Source organism: Bradyrhizobium sp. USDA 241 (assembly GCF_049739505.1).
Taxonomy (GTDB): domain Bacteria; phylum Pseudomonadota; class Alphaproteobacteria; order Rhizobiales; family Xanthobacteraceae; genus Bradyrhizobium; species Bradyrhizobium liaoningense.
Genome location: NZ_JBMGPZ010000005.1, coordinates 3,282,565 through 3,297,587 on the forward strand (window position 1 = coordinate 3,282,565; position 15,023 = coordinate 3,297,587).

The window sequence follows — 15,023 nt, forward strand, 5'->3', positions numbered from 1 at the left end:
TGGGGCTGCAAAAAAGACGTGGATGCCCGGCATAAAGCCGGGCATGACGGCCAGGAACAATCTTAGATTCCACTGATGCGCCCCAGCCTGCTCAATCCGCTGTTTGCTCCCGTGACCAGCCTGCCCGGCGTCGGTCCGAAGCAGGACAAGCTGTTGCAGTACCTGCTCAGCCGGAGCGAGACGCCGCGGCTGGTCGACCTGCTGCTGCATCTGCCGAGCCAGGTCATCGACCGCCGGGCCCGGCCGAAGATCCGCGACGCAGCCGTTGGAACCATGGTGACGCTGGAAGTCACCGTCGATCGCCACCGCCCGCCCCCGCCACGCAATGCGCGCGCGCCGTATCTCGTCTACGCCAGCGACGACACCGGCGATGTCGTGCTCACGTTCTTCCGCGCCAAGCCCGGCTATGTCGAAAAACTGCTGCCGGTCGGCGAGAAGCGTTACGTCTCCGGCACGCTCCAGATGTATGACGGCATCCCGCAGATCGTGCATCCGGACCGCGTGCTCGACGAGGAGGCGATCTCGAAACTGTCGGGCATCGATCCGGTCTATCCTCTGACCGAAGGCCTCGCGCTCGGCTCGCTCCGCCGCGCGATCGCGCAGGCATTGCAGAAGCTTCCTGCCTTGCCGGAGTGGATCAGCCCTGAGGTGCTGCGACGCTGCCACTTCCCGCCGATCGCGGACGCGCTCAATCGCGTGCACCAGCCGGTCGAGCTGACCGACATATTGCCGGACCAGCCGTTCTGGTCGCGCCTCGCCTTCGACGAGCTGCTGGCCGGCCAGCTCGCGCTCGCGCTGATCCGTGCGCAGCTGCGCCGCCCCGCCGGCGTGCGCAATGCCGGTGACGGACACCTGCGCAACAAGATCATCGACGCCCTTCCTTACGCGCTCACGCCGTCCCAGCGCAGCGCCGCGGCGGCCATTGCCGACGACCTGAAGCAGCCGGTGCGCATGCTGCGGCTGCTCCAGGGCGACGTCGGCTCCGGCAAGACCGTGGTGGCGCTGCTCGCGGCCGCCGCCGTCGCCGAGGTCGGCAAGCAGGCCGCGCTGATGGCGCCGACGGAAATTCTGGCGCGTCAGCACATCAGGACCATCGCCCCGCTCGCCGAGCGCGCCGGCATGCGCGTCGCCATCCTCACCGGCCGGGAAAAGGGCAAGGAGCGACGCGAGATCATCGCCCGGCTCGCCGAGGGAGCGATCGACCTGCTCGTCGGCACCCATGCACTGATCCAGGACGACGTGATCTTCCATGATCTCGCGCTCGCCGTCGTCGACGAGCAGCACCGCTTTGGCGTGCGCGAACGGCTTGCGCTGACGTCCAAGGGCGAAGCCGTCGACGTGCTGGTGCTGAGCGCGACGCCGATCCCGCGCACGCTGGTGCTGACCTATTTCGGCGACATGGACATCTCCGAGCTGCGCGAAAAGCCCGCCGGCCGCCAGCCGATCGACACCCGCGCCGTCGCCATGAGCCGGCTCGGTGAGGTGATGGACGGTGTCGGCCGCGCGCTCGAAACCGGCAAGCTGGTCTACTGGATCTGCCCGCTGGTCGAGGAATCCGAAGCCGAGGGCACCGAGCACCTGACCAATGCGACCAAACGTTTCGAGAGCCTGCAGAAACGTTTCGGCGAGCGTGTCGGCCTCGTTCACGGCCAGATGAAGGGCACCGAGAAGGATCGCGTCATGGGCCAGTTCGCCGCCCACGAGATCGAACTCCTCGTCGCGACCACCGTGGTCGAGGTCGGCGTCGACGTGCCGGCCGCAACCATCATGGTGATCGAGAACGCCGAGCGCTTTGGCCTTGCCCAGCTGCACCAGCTGCGCGGCCGCATCGGCCGCGGCTCGGAAGCGTCGACCTGCATATTGCTCTATGGCGAGCCGCTCGGCGAGATGTCGAAGGCACGGCTAAAGGTCATCCGCGAGACCACCGACGGCTTCCGCATCGCCGAGGAAGATTTGAAGCTGCGCGGCGAAGGCGACGTGCTCGGCGTACGCCAGAGCGGCCTGCCCGGTTACCGCATCGCGCGCTCGGAGGTTCACGGCCAGCTCATCACCCAGGCCCGCGACGAGGCGCTGCGCATCCTGAAGGACGATCCCAAGCTGAAGGGCGAGCGCGGCGAGGCGCTGCGGTGCCTGTTGTATCTGTACGAACGGGACGAGGCGATCCCGCTGATCGGGGCGGGTTAGCCTGCCGCCCGTCGCCGTCCGACTTCGTAAGCCGCCACATGCGCGCGGGCGAGATCCAGCAGCGGCGTGTCGATGCCGAGCGCACGGGCGCGATTGGCCATATCGCCCAGGATGTGCTCTGCCTCGGTGATCGAGCCGCGCTCGATGTCGCGCAGCATCGAGGCCTTGAGCGGCGAGTCCAGGGTCGTAAACAGTTTTCGGTCGAACTCGATAAACGGCGCGCGCGGCTCAAAACCGGAGGCCGTCGCAACGGCGCAGCATTCGGCGAACAGGCGGAAAATGGATTGCTCGCCGTTGGGGACGGCCAGGATGTCTCCGATGCTCGCGCGCATCAGGCAGGTGATGCCGGCGAGCGTCGAGAGCTGGACGAACTTCTCCCACATGTCCTGCATGATGGCTTCGCTGGCACGCACGTCGATGCCGGGGACCTGGAGCAGCGTCTCCAGCCCGAGCGCACGTTCGCTCAGCGAACCCTCGATTTCGCCGAAAACGATCGTCTGGTTGGCCATGAACTGAACGACCCGGCCCTCCGCATCGAGCCCCGCACTGACATTCGCGAGTCCGCCGAGGACGCGAGCGGCGCCGAACCTGGAGGTGAGAGCGTCGATGTGTTTCAACCCGTTCAGGATCGGCAGAATCATCGTGTGGGGGCCGACGGCGGGCGCAAACTGGCTCATCGCGTCATCGAGCGAGTAGGCTTTCACGCCGACGAGCACGACGTCGAAGGCCTCCCTGAGATCGCCGGCCAGAACGATCTTCGGCTGCACCACGAAGTCGCCGTGCGGGCTCACGACCTGCAGTCCGTTCCGCCGCAATTGCTCGGCCCGCTTCTCGCGCACCAGGAAGGTCACGTCGCGGCCTGCTCGGACGAGGCAAGCGCCGTAATAGCCTCCGAGCGCCCCTGCGCCGATCACCAGCACTCTCATTCGAACTCCCATTGCATGCGTCGACCATTCAGCCATTGCCCTGCCGGAACGGCAAGCTGATTGCGAGAGGCCGACAGCTAGACTTTCTTCTTTGCGCTCTTTTCTGCGAATGCCTTCATCAGTTCCGCATCCACCGCCTCGCCCTTCGCATCCTCGGCGAGATGCTCGAACCACCGCGCAAAGCCCTCGTAGATCTGGCTGGCGGGATGATCCGGGCCTAGGAAGCCGGAAATCTCCCGCATCTCCGCGACCCAGCGATAGGCCTTCGGGATCATGTCGGGCAACGCCACTTCGAGCCGCGCCAGGATCGCCGGCTGGCTGAGCGCGAGTTCGTCGCGCAGCGCATCGGCCGCGCCGGCCTTCGTTGCCGCGATCACCATGGCCGAGCCGATGCCGGCGAGGCCCTTGACGATACCGGCGTAGGACATCTTGAGCGCAGAGGCCGCGCCGACCGGGCCTTCGACGATCCGCACGTCGAGGCCGAGGTCCTTCAGCACGGCGACCTCCTTGGCGTGCTCGCCGGACATGTAGAAGGCCGGGCTCTTGCCGCCGGGCTGCGGCGGAAATCCGATGATGCCGGCGTCGACGAACGGTGCCTGCGCCGAGCCGATGATCTCCTCGATCCTTTGCACCGTATCGACATTGACGGCGTTGCAGTCGACGACAACCGGCTTCTTCTCGCGCCGGACGATCAGCGACGCCAGGCGTTCGGCCAGCGCGACGGCTTCGCCCGGCGGCACGATCGAGAGGATGATGTCGGCCTCAGCGATCGCCTCGTCCTCGGCGCCGACCATGCCGGCATCTGCCGCGCGTTTGAGCGTCGCCTCGCTGCGTCCCTTCAAGGAGGTCAGCACGCGCGCGCCATGTTCGTTGAGTCGGCGGGCCACGGCGCTGCCCATGGCACCGGGGGCGAGGATCGCAATGGTCTTGGACATCATGCACTCCAAATCATTCCGAGCGAAGCGCTCGGTCAATCCGAGACTAGCAGATGACGAAAACGCCTGCGTGAATGCGGCCATCCCGCGGGGGAATGGCCCTACTCCGCCTTCGCAGGTTCGGGCTGGAGCTTGGAGGCATTGGCGATGCGCGCGGCATTCGCCACACCGGCAAGCGCCGCCGCCTTCTTCGGATCGGGTGCCGAGCCCGGCTGCACCACGCCGGCCGACATGATCAGCGTCGCGGCGTCTTCGGTGCTGAGATCGACCTCGATGATCCTGCTCTTCGGGACATAGAAGAAAAATCCCGTGGTCGGGTTCGGCGAGCACGGCAGGAACACCGAGACGTGCTCCTCCTGGCCCGGCAGGCTGCGCGCGATGTCCTCGTTCGGCGATTGCGAGATCAGCACGATCGACCACATGCCCGGCGAGGGAAACTCGACGAGGCCGACCTTGCGGAAGCTCGAGCCCTTGCCCGAGAACAGCGTCTCGAACACCTGCTTCAGGCCGCGATAGATGGCACGCACCGCCGGGATCCGGCCCAGAAACGTCTCGCCGACGTCGACCAGCGTCCGGCCGATCAGATTGGCTGCCAGGAAGCCGACCAGCGTCAGCGTGAAGAATGCGACAACCAGTCCCCAGCCGGGAATGACGTAGGGCAGATAGGTTTCGGGTCGGTAGGCCAGCGGCACGAAGGGCCGGACCACGCCGTCGACCCAGGTGACGAACCACCAGACCAGATACAGGGTGATCGCGATCGGCCCGGTCACGACGAGGCCGGTGAGGAAATAATTGCGGAAGCGGCCCATCAGGCCGGTATGCGGTTCCGGGACGGGATCAAGAGGCGCAGGCGCGTCGTCGCGGGGGGTCATTCGGGTTCCAGGTCGGTCGCTAGCAACAAGCTAGGGTCTTCTAGCAGGTTTTGGAAGACCACGAAGCGACCGACCGATGTCCGTTTTGCCTATTCCACGGTCACCGATTTGGCGAGGTTGCGAGGCTGGTCGACGTCGGTGCCCATGACGACCGCCGTGTGATAGGCGAGCAGTTGCACGGGGACTGCGTAGACCATCGGAGTGAAGGCCGCCGCCATGTCGGGCATGACGATGGTGACGAGGGACTCGACGGTCGCCTCCGCGGCGCCCTTGGCGTCCGTCATCAGGATGATGTTGCCGCCGCGCGCGGCAACCTCCTGCATGTTGGAGACGGTCTTTTCGAACACCCGGTCGTGGGGCGCGATGACGACGACCGGCATGGTCTCGTCGATCAGCGCGATCGGCCCGTGCTTGAGCTCGCCCGCGGCATAGCCTTCGGCGTGGATGTAGGAGATCTCCTTCAGCTTCAGCGCGCCTTCGAGCGCCAGCGGGAAGCTGGTGCCGCGACCGAGATAGAGCACGTCGCGCGACTTGGCGATCCGGTGCGCGAGCTTTTCGATCTGGGGCTCGGTGGTGAGCGCGTCTGCCATCAGGCGCGGGACCTCGACGAGGCCATGGACCAGCCTGGTCTCGTCCTCGTCGGACAATTCGCCTCTCGCCTTGCCGGCCGCGATCGCAAGGTTTGCCAGCACCATGAGCTGGCAGGTGAAAGCCTTGGTCGAGGCGACGCCGATCTCCGGTCCCGCCAGCGTTTGCAGCACGGTCTCGCTCTCGCGCGCGATCGTGGAGGTCGGCACGTTGACGACGGCGACCGTGTGCACGCCTTGCGCCTTGGCATAGCGCAGCGCGGCTAGGGTGTCGGCGGTCTCGCCAGACTGCGAGATGAAGATGGCGAGATCGCCCTTGCGCAAGGGCGCCTCGCGGTAGCGGAATTCCGACGCGACGTCGACCTCGACCGGCACGCGCGCAAAGCATTCTAACCAGTACTTCGCGACGAAGCCGGCATAGCTCGCGGTGCCGCACGCCGTGATGTTGATGCGCTGGACGGTCTTGAAGTCGAACGGAAGCTCGACCGGCAGCGCGACGCGCTCGGTCGCCATGTCGACGTAGCGCGCCAGCGTGTGGCCGACCACTTCCGGCTGCTCGTGGATCTCCTTTGCCATGAAGTGGCGGTAATTGGCCTTGTCGACCAGCGAGGTCGAGGCGGCGTGCCTGACCTTGTCGCGCTGGACGGTGTAGCCGTCCTTGTCGAAGATCGTCGCGCTCTTGCGGGTCAATACGACCCAGTCGCCGTCTTCGAGATAGCTGATCGTGTCGGTGAACGGGCCGAGCGCGATGGCGTCGGAGCCGAGATACATCTCGCCGTCGCCGTAGCCGATCGCCAGCGGCGGTCCGTTGCGGGCCCCGATCATGAGGTCGTTGTCGCCGGAGAAGATGAAGCCGAGCGCGAAGGCGCCGCGCAGCCGCGCCAGCGTCAGCTTGACGGCTTCGACCGGCTTGTTGCCGCGTGTGAGCAGATCGTCGACGAGATGCAGCACGATCTCGGTGTCGGTCTCGGTGTGGAACACCGTGCCCTTCTTCTCGAGCTCCTCGCGCAGCTCGCGGAAATTCTCGATGATGCCGTTGTGAACGACGGCGACGCGCTCGGTCGCGTGCGGATGGGCATTGTTGACGGTCGGCTTGCCGTGGGTGGCCCAGCGCGTGTGGCCGATCCCGGTGGTGCCCTTCAGAGGCTCGGCTTCGAGCCGCTTCTCCAGGTTCTTCAGCTTGCCCTCGGCACGGCGGCGCTCGAGGTGCGCACCTTCGAGCGTGGCGACGCCCGCGGAATCATAGCCGCGATATTCAAGACGTTTGAGCGAATCCACCAATTGCTCTGCAACCGGCTCGCGCCCGAGAATGCCGACAATCCCGCACATGCGGATCACTATCCCCCAAATCGTCGAAAAATCGCCTAAACGACGCGTTCAGTTTTTAGCGAAATTCCCCGCGAACCAGATACTCAATAATTATTGCCGATTGAGACAGCACCGGGCGCCCTGCGCTTCGCCTGCGTCGAATTGGCCGGCCTTAAACCGCGCGCATTAACTTGTTGTCAACAGGTTTAGCCAACGATTTCCCCCCAGGAGACACAAGATCATGAAGGGCTCGTCCGACCGCAAAGGCCTGTCATCGATGTCCGTCCGCGCCAGCGAGACCACGGGCACACACCTTGCGCATTGGCCGCCTCCCCAGCGCGGCAAGGAAAGCAAGCCTGTCTTCGTCAAGCATTCGCAAGGCGAGCCGGTGAAGCGCGCCAAGCCGCGCGGCTGGCGCCTGACCCGCGCCATCTTCTCCGAATTCGCCGACGACGAATAGCAAACGCCTACTTCTCCGGCTTCTTGCCACCCGTCTTCATCTCGCGATAGCGCGCCGCGCCGCCTTCCCTGATGACCTGCTGGCTGCGCTCCAGCGCCATCGCGTCGTCGGGTACATCCTTCGTGATCACCGAGCCGGAGCCGATATAGGCGCCCTTGCCGATTGTCACCGGCGCGACCAGCGACGAGTTGGTGCCGACGAACGCGCCCTGCCCGATCACCGTCCTGTGCTTCTTGAAGCCGTCGTAGTTGCAGGTGATGGTGCCGGCGCCGATGTTGGAGTTGGCGCCAATGGTGGCATCGCCGATGTAGGAGAGATGGTTGACCTTGACGCCGGCTTCCAGCGTCGCCGCCTTGGTCTCCACGAAATTGCCGATGCGCGCGCCGTCGCCGAGCGAGGTGCCGGGACGAAGCCGCGCATAGGGACCGATCGAGACGTTCTTGCCGAGCGTGCTCTGCACGATGTGCGAGAAGGAATGGATCACGGTGCCGTCCGCGATCGACACGCCGGGGCCGATCACCACGAACGGCTCGATGGTCACGTCCTTGCCGAACACCGTGTCCGCGGAGAGATAAACCGTCTCCGGCGCGATCAGTGTGACGCCGGCCTCCATCGCCGCCTTGCGCAAGCGCGCCTGGATTACGCCTTCCGCTTCGGCGAGCTGCGCCTTGGTGTTGATGCCGCGCACCTCGTCCTCGCTGGTCTCGATCACCACGGACTCCCATCCCTTTTCGCGGACGATTTCGACTGCGTCCGTCAGATAATATTCGCCCTTGGAGTTCGCATTGCCGATTTGCCCGAGGATGTCGAGCGCGCGGCGGCCGTCGATCGCCATCACGCCGGCGTTGCACAGATCGATCTTGCGCTCATCCGCACTGGCGTCGGCTTGTTCGCGGATCGCGACCAGGCGGTCGCCCTCGACGATGAATCGGCCGTAGCCGGTCGGATCGGCGGCGCGAAAGCCGAGCGCGGCGATCGCGGCGCCGCTGGCGAGCGGCGCGCGCAGCCGCGCAAAGGTCTCGGCCGAGATCAGCGGCGTGTCGCCGAAGGCGATGAGGAGATCGTCAAGACCACGCGCGATCGCCTCGCGCGCCGCCAGCACCGCGTGCGCGGTGCCAAGGCGTTCGCTCTGCACGAAGGTGAGCGCGTCGGGGCGGATGCGCCTCGCTTCATCCGCGACCGCCTGGTGATCGGGGCCGATCACGACCGCGAGCGAGGTGCCGGCTCCCTTCGGTGCGGCGGCGAGCACGTGGGCGAGCAGCGTCTGCGAAGCTACTTGATGCAGCACCTTCGGCAGGCTCGATCGCATGCGCGTGCCTTCACCGGCGGCGAGCACGATCGTGAGGCTGGAACGGGCGGTCATCGAGATCCTGTCAGATATTGCCGAATCGATTGGCGCGACGGGCAGCGAGCTTTCTCAGAAGCTATCGCCTTGCTACCCCCGCAAACGCCCGGAATTCAAGTGCGAGGCGCTTTTCCTGTTAATGTTCCCTGATTGATTCGGGGAAGCCCGGACCGGGGCTGGGCACTTAACGTACATGGCAAAGGATTCCGACCGACTGGCGGATGCCTTCGGCACCAAGGAGACCGGCGGGCTGTTCTCCGGACTTTTGGCGGAGGAAAGCGCGTTCGACCGTCGCGTGATGTGGCGGCTGGGCTCGTGGGGTGTAGCGGCCGTGGGCGCGGTCGTCATCGCGGTGATGGCCAACCAGGCCCAGCTCGGCTGGCGGCGCGACCAGGCTGCCGCCACCGATCTCGCGCGCCAGGCCGACCGGCTCCAGATGCTGACCAAGGAGAGCCAGAACGAGGCCCGCCGGCTCGCCGCCGCCATCGAGACGCTGAACACGGATCGCGACCGGCTCTATTCGCGCGTCACCGTGCTGGAGCAAGGGCTCGATTCCGTCACGGGCGCCATTGCAAAGCAGACCGCCACGCCGCAGCAGGGCGCGAAGCCGCAGGACCCAGCGCTCGCAGCTCCCAGCGTCGCGCCGGTCGCCTCGACCCCAGCTCCGGCAAACGACAAGCCGCGCACCGAAGCCGCCAAGGATTCTCAGAAGGAAGCGCCGAAGGAGCCGCCGAGCCCACCGCCGCAGACCGCGGCCGCCGCCTCGCTCGTGCAACAGACGCCGGCAATGAACCCGGCGCTGCCGGCCATTCCGCTAGTGCCGTCGAAACCGCTATTGGCGCCGCCGGATTCGTCCGCATCGAAACTGATTCAACCCGAGGCAGCTGAGAAGGCCGCCGAGAAGAAAGCCGAGCCGGCGCCCGCCCCGGCCGAGGTCGTTGCGGCAGCACCAAAGCCACCGGAAGCAGCCGAGAACGAATCCCCTGCGATCGCGGTTCAGCAGACGCGTTTCGCGATCGATCTCGGCGGCGCCAACTCGATCGACGGGCTGCGCGCGCTCTGGCGCGGCCTGACGAAGTCCAATCCGGAGATCGCGGCGCTGCGGCCGATCATCATGATCAAGGAAGGCACCACCGGCCTCGGCATGCAGCTCCGCTTGGGGGCCGGCCCCCTGGTCAACGCCGCCGTCGCCGCAAAATTCTGCGCGAGCCTCGCCGAGAACGACCGTCACTGCGAGACCACCGTGTTCGATGGTCAGCGTTTGTCGATGCGTGGCGGCCAGGAAAAGGGGCAGGAGAAGAGCCAGGAAAAGGCTCAAGAGAAAACTCAAGACAGGGTTCAAGAGAAGAGCCCGGAGAAGAATCAGGACGCGGTGCCGCAAGCCGAAGCTGCGCCGAGCGCAAAGCCCGAGAAGCCGCAGCGCCGCCGCAACTACTCCTCGAAACGATCGAAGCGCGAGGAGCCCGCGCCCGCTCCCGTGGCGCAGCCGGCGCCGGCACCGGCGAAACCGGAGGCCGCATCGACGTCTGCGGGATCGACGCTGTCGTCGTTCTTCAGACGGTAAACGCCTCCGCCCCGAACGGAAGCTGCGGACATGCGACCAACGGACGCTTGGACGTGAGCCGCTCTTTCGCAGCAAGCTTGTAGTCGTTTCCGGCGCAATCCAAATGTCGCCTGCTCCCGAACTCGTGGGTTTCGATGAACGAGCTGGATGATGTCTTGAGGCTTCTCGTCGCGGCTGGAACAGGGCTGTTGATCGGCATCGATCGCGACATGAACGACAAGCCGGTGGGAATGCGAACCCTGGCGCTGGTGGCGCTCGGCTCGGCGCTGGTTTCGATCTCCGTGATCGAGTTCCAGAACCTGCGCGACCACCCGGATGCGATCTCAAGGGTCATTCAGGGCGTCGTTGCCGGCGTGTTGACCGGCGTCGGCTTCATCGGGGCCGGCGTCATCCTGCACGACGCCAAGGCGAAGACGGTGCACGGCCTCACCACGGCCGCAACGGTCTGGATCGCGGCCGGCCTCGGCATTGCCTGCGCGTTGGGAGCCTGGCTGCTCGTCGGCGCAGCCATCGCGGTGACGTTGCTCGTGCTGTTCGTTCTGGGCTGGGTCGAGCGCCGGCTGGGGTTGAAATAGTCCTGGCGTCGGCAGGACACATCCGCCCCATATCGGATCAGCGGAAACATCGCCTGCCCTGTTGCCTGCCCGCGCCATCCCGACCATATTGCGCCCATGACAAAAAAGCCCTTTCGCCTCACGCCCTACCAGGTGCAGTTCCTGATCGTCGTCGGCTTCGTCTCCGTCGGCTATGCCAGTTACTTGCGCTATCTCGGCATCGAGCTCTCGACGGTCGCGCTTGCCTGCGACGCCGGCCTGCAGACTGCGATCTGCAAGGCGCGTTCGGTTGCGACCGTCCTGTTCAAGAATTCGGTGTTCGGCATCGTCGCGCTGGTGGTGGCGACGCTGAACCTGATGCGGCCGTCGATCGTCCTGCTCACCGTCGGCATCGTCGCCGCCGGCCTCGGCATCGTGCTCTACAACGTCGTGCTGTCGGGCCTGGCGATCGGCCTGTTCATTCTTGGGTTTGCTCGGCCCGCGCCCGCCACAGCGTGAGGGCGAACAACAGATAGATCGCGCAGGTCCACAGCGACTGCCAATTGTCGCGGCCTTCGTTGACCAGCACATAGGCGGCCGAAAGCGTCAGCACGCCCGCGAACACCGCTTCCGCGATCGGACGCTGGCCGATCTGCGGCCGGTTCAGCATCAGCAGCGCAAACGGCACCACCGCCATCGTCAGCGCGGCGTAGGGAAAATCCTTGTAGCGCGGGTCGAACACGAAGCCGAGCGCGGTCTGCGCCGCGATCACCGCCGTCACCGCCAGCGTCAGGCCGAGCACCGCGGTGAGCTTCGACCATTTCCGGCCCTCGCGCGGGCCGAGCAGATCGAGGAAGGTCGGAAGGCTGCGGCCGATCACCATCGCCTGCGCGCAGAAGATCGGGGACAGGATGCCGGCGAGCAGCAGCGCGCCCCACAGCAGCCAGCCGCCAATGCCGTAGCTCTCATAGTACATCTTGTCGATGCCGATGCCGAGCAGGATGCCCGCCGTCGTCGCCGAGATGCCGACGCCGAGCCAGGCCGAAAAGCGCGGCGTCCACGGCCGCCGGCGCAGCGTGATCATCGCGACCGCGAACACCAGCACGCTGAGGCCCATGCCGGCGCCCATGTACCATTTCCAGTACGGGAAATTGCTGATCGGCTGGCCGGGCGGATATTTCGGGTTTCGCCGCACCGAGTCGTAGAGGCCCCAATAGCCGCCGACGGTGCCTTCCAGCTTGCGCTTCCACGGCTGGTCGTAGGACTCGATCAGGTTGACGCGGAACTTCTGTGTCTTCGCAAGGCTCAGGATTTCCGAGACGACGCGCGCCTGGTTGGTCCGCGACGGCAGCGCGCCGTCGCGCATCCGGCCCTCGCTCGGCCAGCCGGTCTCGCCGATCAGGATCTCCTTGCCGGGAAACGCCACCGCCATGCGCTCGCGGATCGCCCCGACATGGGCGGCGGCGAATTTCGCCCTGACGGGGAAATCCTCCCAATAGGGCAGGATGTGGATCGTGACGAAGTCGACGGCGTCATAGACCTCGCGGTTCTTCAGCCAGTATTCCCAGACATCGGCATAGGTGACGGGCACGCTGACCTGCGCCTTCACCGATCGGATGATCGAGATGAGGTCCGCCGTCGTCATCTCGCCGCGCAGCAGCACCTCGTTGCCGACGATCACCGCGCTGATGATGTCGGGGAATTCCTTGGTGAGGCGAACGGCGAGCGCGGCCTGCTCGAAATTCTTGGTGCGGTTGCTGGAGAGCCAGATGCCCTGGAGCACCTTCAGCCCGCCGACCTTGGCGGCAACCGCCGGCACCTGGTCGAGCCCGTTCTCCATCGAATAGGTGCGAATGCAGTCGGTGATCTGCCCGAGCTGGCGCAGGTCCTGCTCGATCTGGTCGGCCTCGATATGGGTCCACGACTCCAGAGGCGTCTGCTCGCCGCGGAACGGCGCGTAGGAGACGCACTGGACCTTGTCGGCGGGGTCGATCGGGGCGCGCGCGAGCGTGATCGGCGTGGCAAGCCACCACCACACGGCAGCGATCGCACCCAATGAAACGAGCAGAAGCGCCAGTGGCGTACGAAGTGAAATCGGTTCCGTCCTCCGCGAAGGGTCCGTCGATTACCTGCTCGCAGGCCTTCTGCCAAGGGGTAACAGGCGACCGACCTGCTCCTCGCCCTGCGGAATTTCGCTGCGGCCGTTCAGCCGTGGTCTAGCCCGTCTTATTCGCGAGAGGGCGCCTGAGAGGCTGGCGAGCGTGGTGTAAAGCGCTGATGCGGCGTAGGATTCGGTTGCGAAGCCACCCCATCACCTTCAACCGCGAACGCCACGCCCGCCATGACCGATGATACGATTTCAGACCACTATCGAGAAGCAAGAATTCAACACAAATAAAACCTCTGCCTCGCGCTCGATCTCTTCATGCTTGATAGTCTCGTTTCGGAGGCTGAGCACCTACCGCGTCTAATAGGCCGCTCGCGCCGGTTTCTTTGGACGCGGCACGACCGCGACTCCACGTTTCGGCACAGAAATGATCGGGAGTCACTCAATCTTTCTTCAACTTAACCCGTCTTATTCGTAAGAGTGCGCCTGAGGGGTAAAGCGCTGATGCGGCGTAGGATTCGGTTGCGAAGCCAACCCCATCACCTCCAACCGCGAACGCCACGCCCGCCATGACCGACGATACGATTCCGCCCTTCTCGTTTCCAGCCGTTCACGCCAAGAAAGTCACAGCTGCCTTCGATGGTGGGCGCCTAACCTCGAACGGGGGCGTGATGCTTCTGGCGATGGCCGAGCGGCGTCTCGGTTTGGCCAACAATCTGGCCCGGGTGTTCCCGGATCGGCGCGATCCGACGCGGGTCGTGCACAGCCTGGTCGATATGTTCCGCGCTCGCATGTTCGCGATCTGCTGCGGCTACGAGGACGCCGACGACCTCGATCATCTGAGGTCCGATCCGGCATTCAAACTGGCCTGCGGTCGCCTACCGGACACGGGCCGGGATTTGTGTTCCCAGCCGACGCTGTCGCGGCTGGAGAATGCTCCGCGCCTGCGCGACGTGATCCGGCTGACCTACACTTTGGTCGACGCATGGATGGATAGCTACCCGCGCGAGCCGGCATCCGTCACGCTCGACATCGATGATACCTGCGACGTCGTCCACGGCCATCAGCAGCTCTCGCTGTTCAACGCTCATTATGACGAACGCTGCTTCCTGCCGATCCACGTCTACGACACGGAGAAGAGCCGGCCCGTGGCCGTCGTGCTGCGGCCCGGCAAGACGCCGGGCGGCGTCGAGGTGCGTGCCCATCTGCGCCGCCTGGTACGGCATATCCGGACGCGATGGCACAACACGCAAATTACGTTCCGTGGCGACGGGCACTATGCCCGGCCGGAGGCAATGGCGTGGTGCGAGACCAACGGCATCGACTACATCTTCGGTCTGTCCGGCACCAAGCCTCTCGCCAGAAAAGTCGACGAGGTCGCCGACGACATCCGCACGCGACGCGCCATCGAGAACCTGCCGGTTCTGCGTGGCTATACCGAGACGCGCCACAAGGCAAAGTCCTGGGATCGCGAACGGCGCACTGTCGCCCGTATTGAGGCGACGATGCTCGGCCTCGACATCCGCTTCGTCGTCACCAGCCTCGATGTCGGCTCGGCCGAGTGGATCTACGACAGCCTGTATTGCGCGCGCGGCCAAGCCGAGAATCTGATCAAGCTGCATAAGACGCAGCTCGCCTCCGATCGCACCAGCTGCCGTTCGGCGCTCGCCAACCAGGTCCGTCTCGTGCTCCATACGGCCGCTTATTGGCTGATGCTGACCGTGCGCGACGCCATTCCCAAAGCCCGGGAATTGGCCGCTGCCGAGTTCGCGACGCTGCGTCTTCGGCTCTTGAAAATCGCCGCCCGTGTCGTCGAGACCACGAGCCGCATTCGCCTTGCGTTTGCCGCGGCATGTCCCGAAGCCGACCTGATCTGCGGCTTGCCCGGCGCGCTGCTGCCGCTCGGTCCTTGACCGGCGGGGCGTCCGCCCCCGTTCGCCCAACCCATCCCTCAAGCGCGTTGCAAAGTACCGGTCGTCAGGCGGCGAAAAGCCGAAGGCAATCCTGTGCGCCTCGTCAGACAAGATGTGCGGCCGCATCAATCGGGCCCAAAAGCCGCACTCTCACGAATAGGACGGGCTAGGATCGTGACTTTGCTGGACAAAATTCGAAATACAGGTCATGGGATTCGACGGGAATTTTCCGCCGCATTGGAGACCCATTTGGACGCCATCAGCTAGCGCGTCCGTGAGGTCTCGGCGC

Annotated in this window: 12 protein-coding genes; 6 read left to right on the forward strand and 6 right to left on the reverse strand. The window is 65.4% G+C overall.

Translation table 11 applies throughout. From position 1 onward, the window contains the following. Nucleotides 1-75: 75 nt before the first annotated feature. Nucleotides 76-2,184 carry an ATP-dependent DNA helicase RecG gene (gene recG / locus ABIF91_RS37705; protein ID WP_028178756.1) on the forward strand — a complete coding sequence of 703 codons (2,109 nt, stop codon included), beginning with the start codon at nt 76-78 and terminating at the stop codon, nt 2,182-2,184. Here recG and panE read toward each other — a convergent pair. The 4 genes from panE to glmS all read right to left on the reverse strand — a co-directional run bounded on the left by panE (nt 2,181) and on the right by glmS (nt 6,833). Beyond that, entirely contained in the window at nt 2,181-3,110 is a 930-nt protein-coding gene (panE, locus tag ABIF91_RS37710; protein ID WP_424579701.1) for a 2-dehydropantoate 2-reductase, read from the reverse strand. The two genes, recG and panE, sit on opposite strands and share 4 nt — an antisense overlap. Before the next feature lie 77 nt (nt 3,111-3,187). Beyond that, nucleotides 3,188-4,045, reverse strand: a complete 858-nt coding sequence (locus ABIF91_RS37715) for an NAD(P)-dependent oxidoreductase (protein WP_028178753.1) — start codon at nt 4,043-4,045, stop codon at nt 3,188-3,190. Between the two features lie 101 nt (nt 4,046-4,146). Continuing rightward, nucleotides 4,147-4,917, reverse strand: a complete 771-nt coding sequence (locus ABIF91_RS37720; RefSeq protein ID WP_028178752.1) for a DUF502 domain-containing protein — start codon at nt 4,915-4,917, stop codon at nt 4,147-4,149. An 89-nt stretch (nt 4,918-5,006) separates the two neighbouring features. Next, nucleotides 5,007-6,833, reverse strand: a complete 1,827-nt coding sequence (gene glmS / locus ABIF91_RS37725) for a glutamine--fructose-6-phosphate transaminase (isomerizing) (protein ID WP_424579702.1) — start codon at nt 6,831-6,833, stop codon at nt 5,007-5,009. Nucleotides 6,834-7,053: 220 nt separating this feature from the next. Here glmS and ABIF91_RS37730 point away from each other — a divergent pair, with 220 nt between their 5' ends. Beyond that, nucleotides 7,054-7,272 (forward strand): hypothetical protein, encoded by a 219-nt coding sequence (locus ABIF91_RS37730; RefSeq protein ID WP_035673956.1) that lies wholly within the window; start codon nt 7,054-7,056, stop codon nt 7,270-7,272. A gap of 7 nt (nt 7,273-7,279) precedes the next feature. Here the strand turns inward: ABIF91_RS37730 and glmU are convergent, their stop codons facing one another. Then, complete coding sequence (gene glmU, locus ABIF91_RS37735) at nt 7,280-8,635, reverse strand: bifunctional UDP-N-acetylglucosamine diphosphorylase/glucosamine-1-phosphate N-acetyltransferase GlmU (protein WP_028178749.1); 1,356 nt, start codon at nt 8,633-8,635, stop codon at nt 7,280-7,282. 175 nt (nt 8,636-8,810) lie between these two features. Here glmU and ABIF91_RS37740 point away from each other — a divergent pair, with 175 nt between their 5' ends. From ABIF91_RS37740 to ABIF91_RS37750, 3 genes are all read left to right on the forward strand, one after another. Then, on the forward strand, nt 8,811-10,181 hold the full coding sequence (locus tag ABIF91_RS37740) for a hypothetical protein (RefSeq protein WP_028178748.1): 1,371 nt from the start codon (nt 8,811-8,813) through the stop codon (nt 10,179-10,181). Nucleotides 10,182-10,315: 134 nt separating this feature from the next. Next, nucleotides 10,316-10,756: an MgtC/SapB family protein gene (locus tag ABIF91_RS37745; RefSeq protein ID WP_028178747.1), complete on the forward strand. Its 441-nt coding sequence runs from the start codon at nt 10,316-10,318 to the stop codon at nt 10,754-10,756. Between the two features lie 96 nt (nt 10,757-10,852). Then, nucleotides 10,853-11,233 (forward strand): hypothetical protein, encoded by a 381-nt coding sequence (locus ABIF91_RS37750; protein WP_028178746.1) that lies wholly within the window; start codon nt 10,853-10,855, stop codon nt 11,231-11,233. Here ABIF91_RS37750 and ABIF91_RS37755 read toward each other — a convergent pair. Beyond that, on the reverse strand, nt 11,193-12,752 hold the full coding sequence (locus tag ABIF91_RS37755; protein WP_424579703.1) for a beta-(1-6) glucans synthase: 1,560 nt from the start codon (nt 12,750-12,752) through the stop codon (nt 11,193-11,195). The genes ABIF91_RS37750 and ABIF91_RS37755 overlap by 41 nt on opposite strands. Before the next feature lie 638 nt (nt 12,753-13,390). Here ABIF91_RS37755 and ABIF91_RS37760 point away from each other — a divergent pair. Then, complete coding sequence (locus ABIF91_RS37760) at nt 13,391-14,734, forward strand: IS1380-like element ISBdi2 family transposase (protein ID WP_208086440.1); 1,344 nt, start codon at nt 13,391-13,393, stop codon at nt 14,732-14,734. Nucleotides 14,735-15,023: the final 289 nt, after the last annotated feature.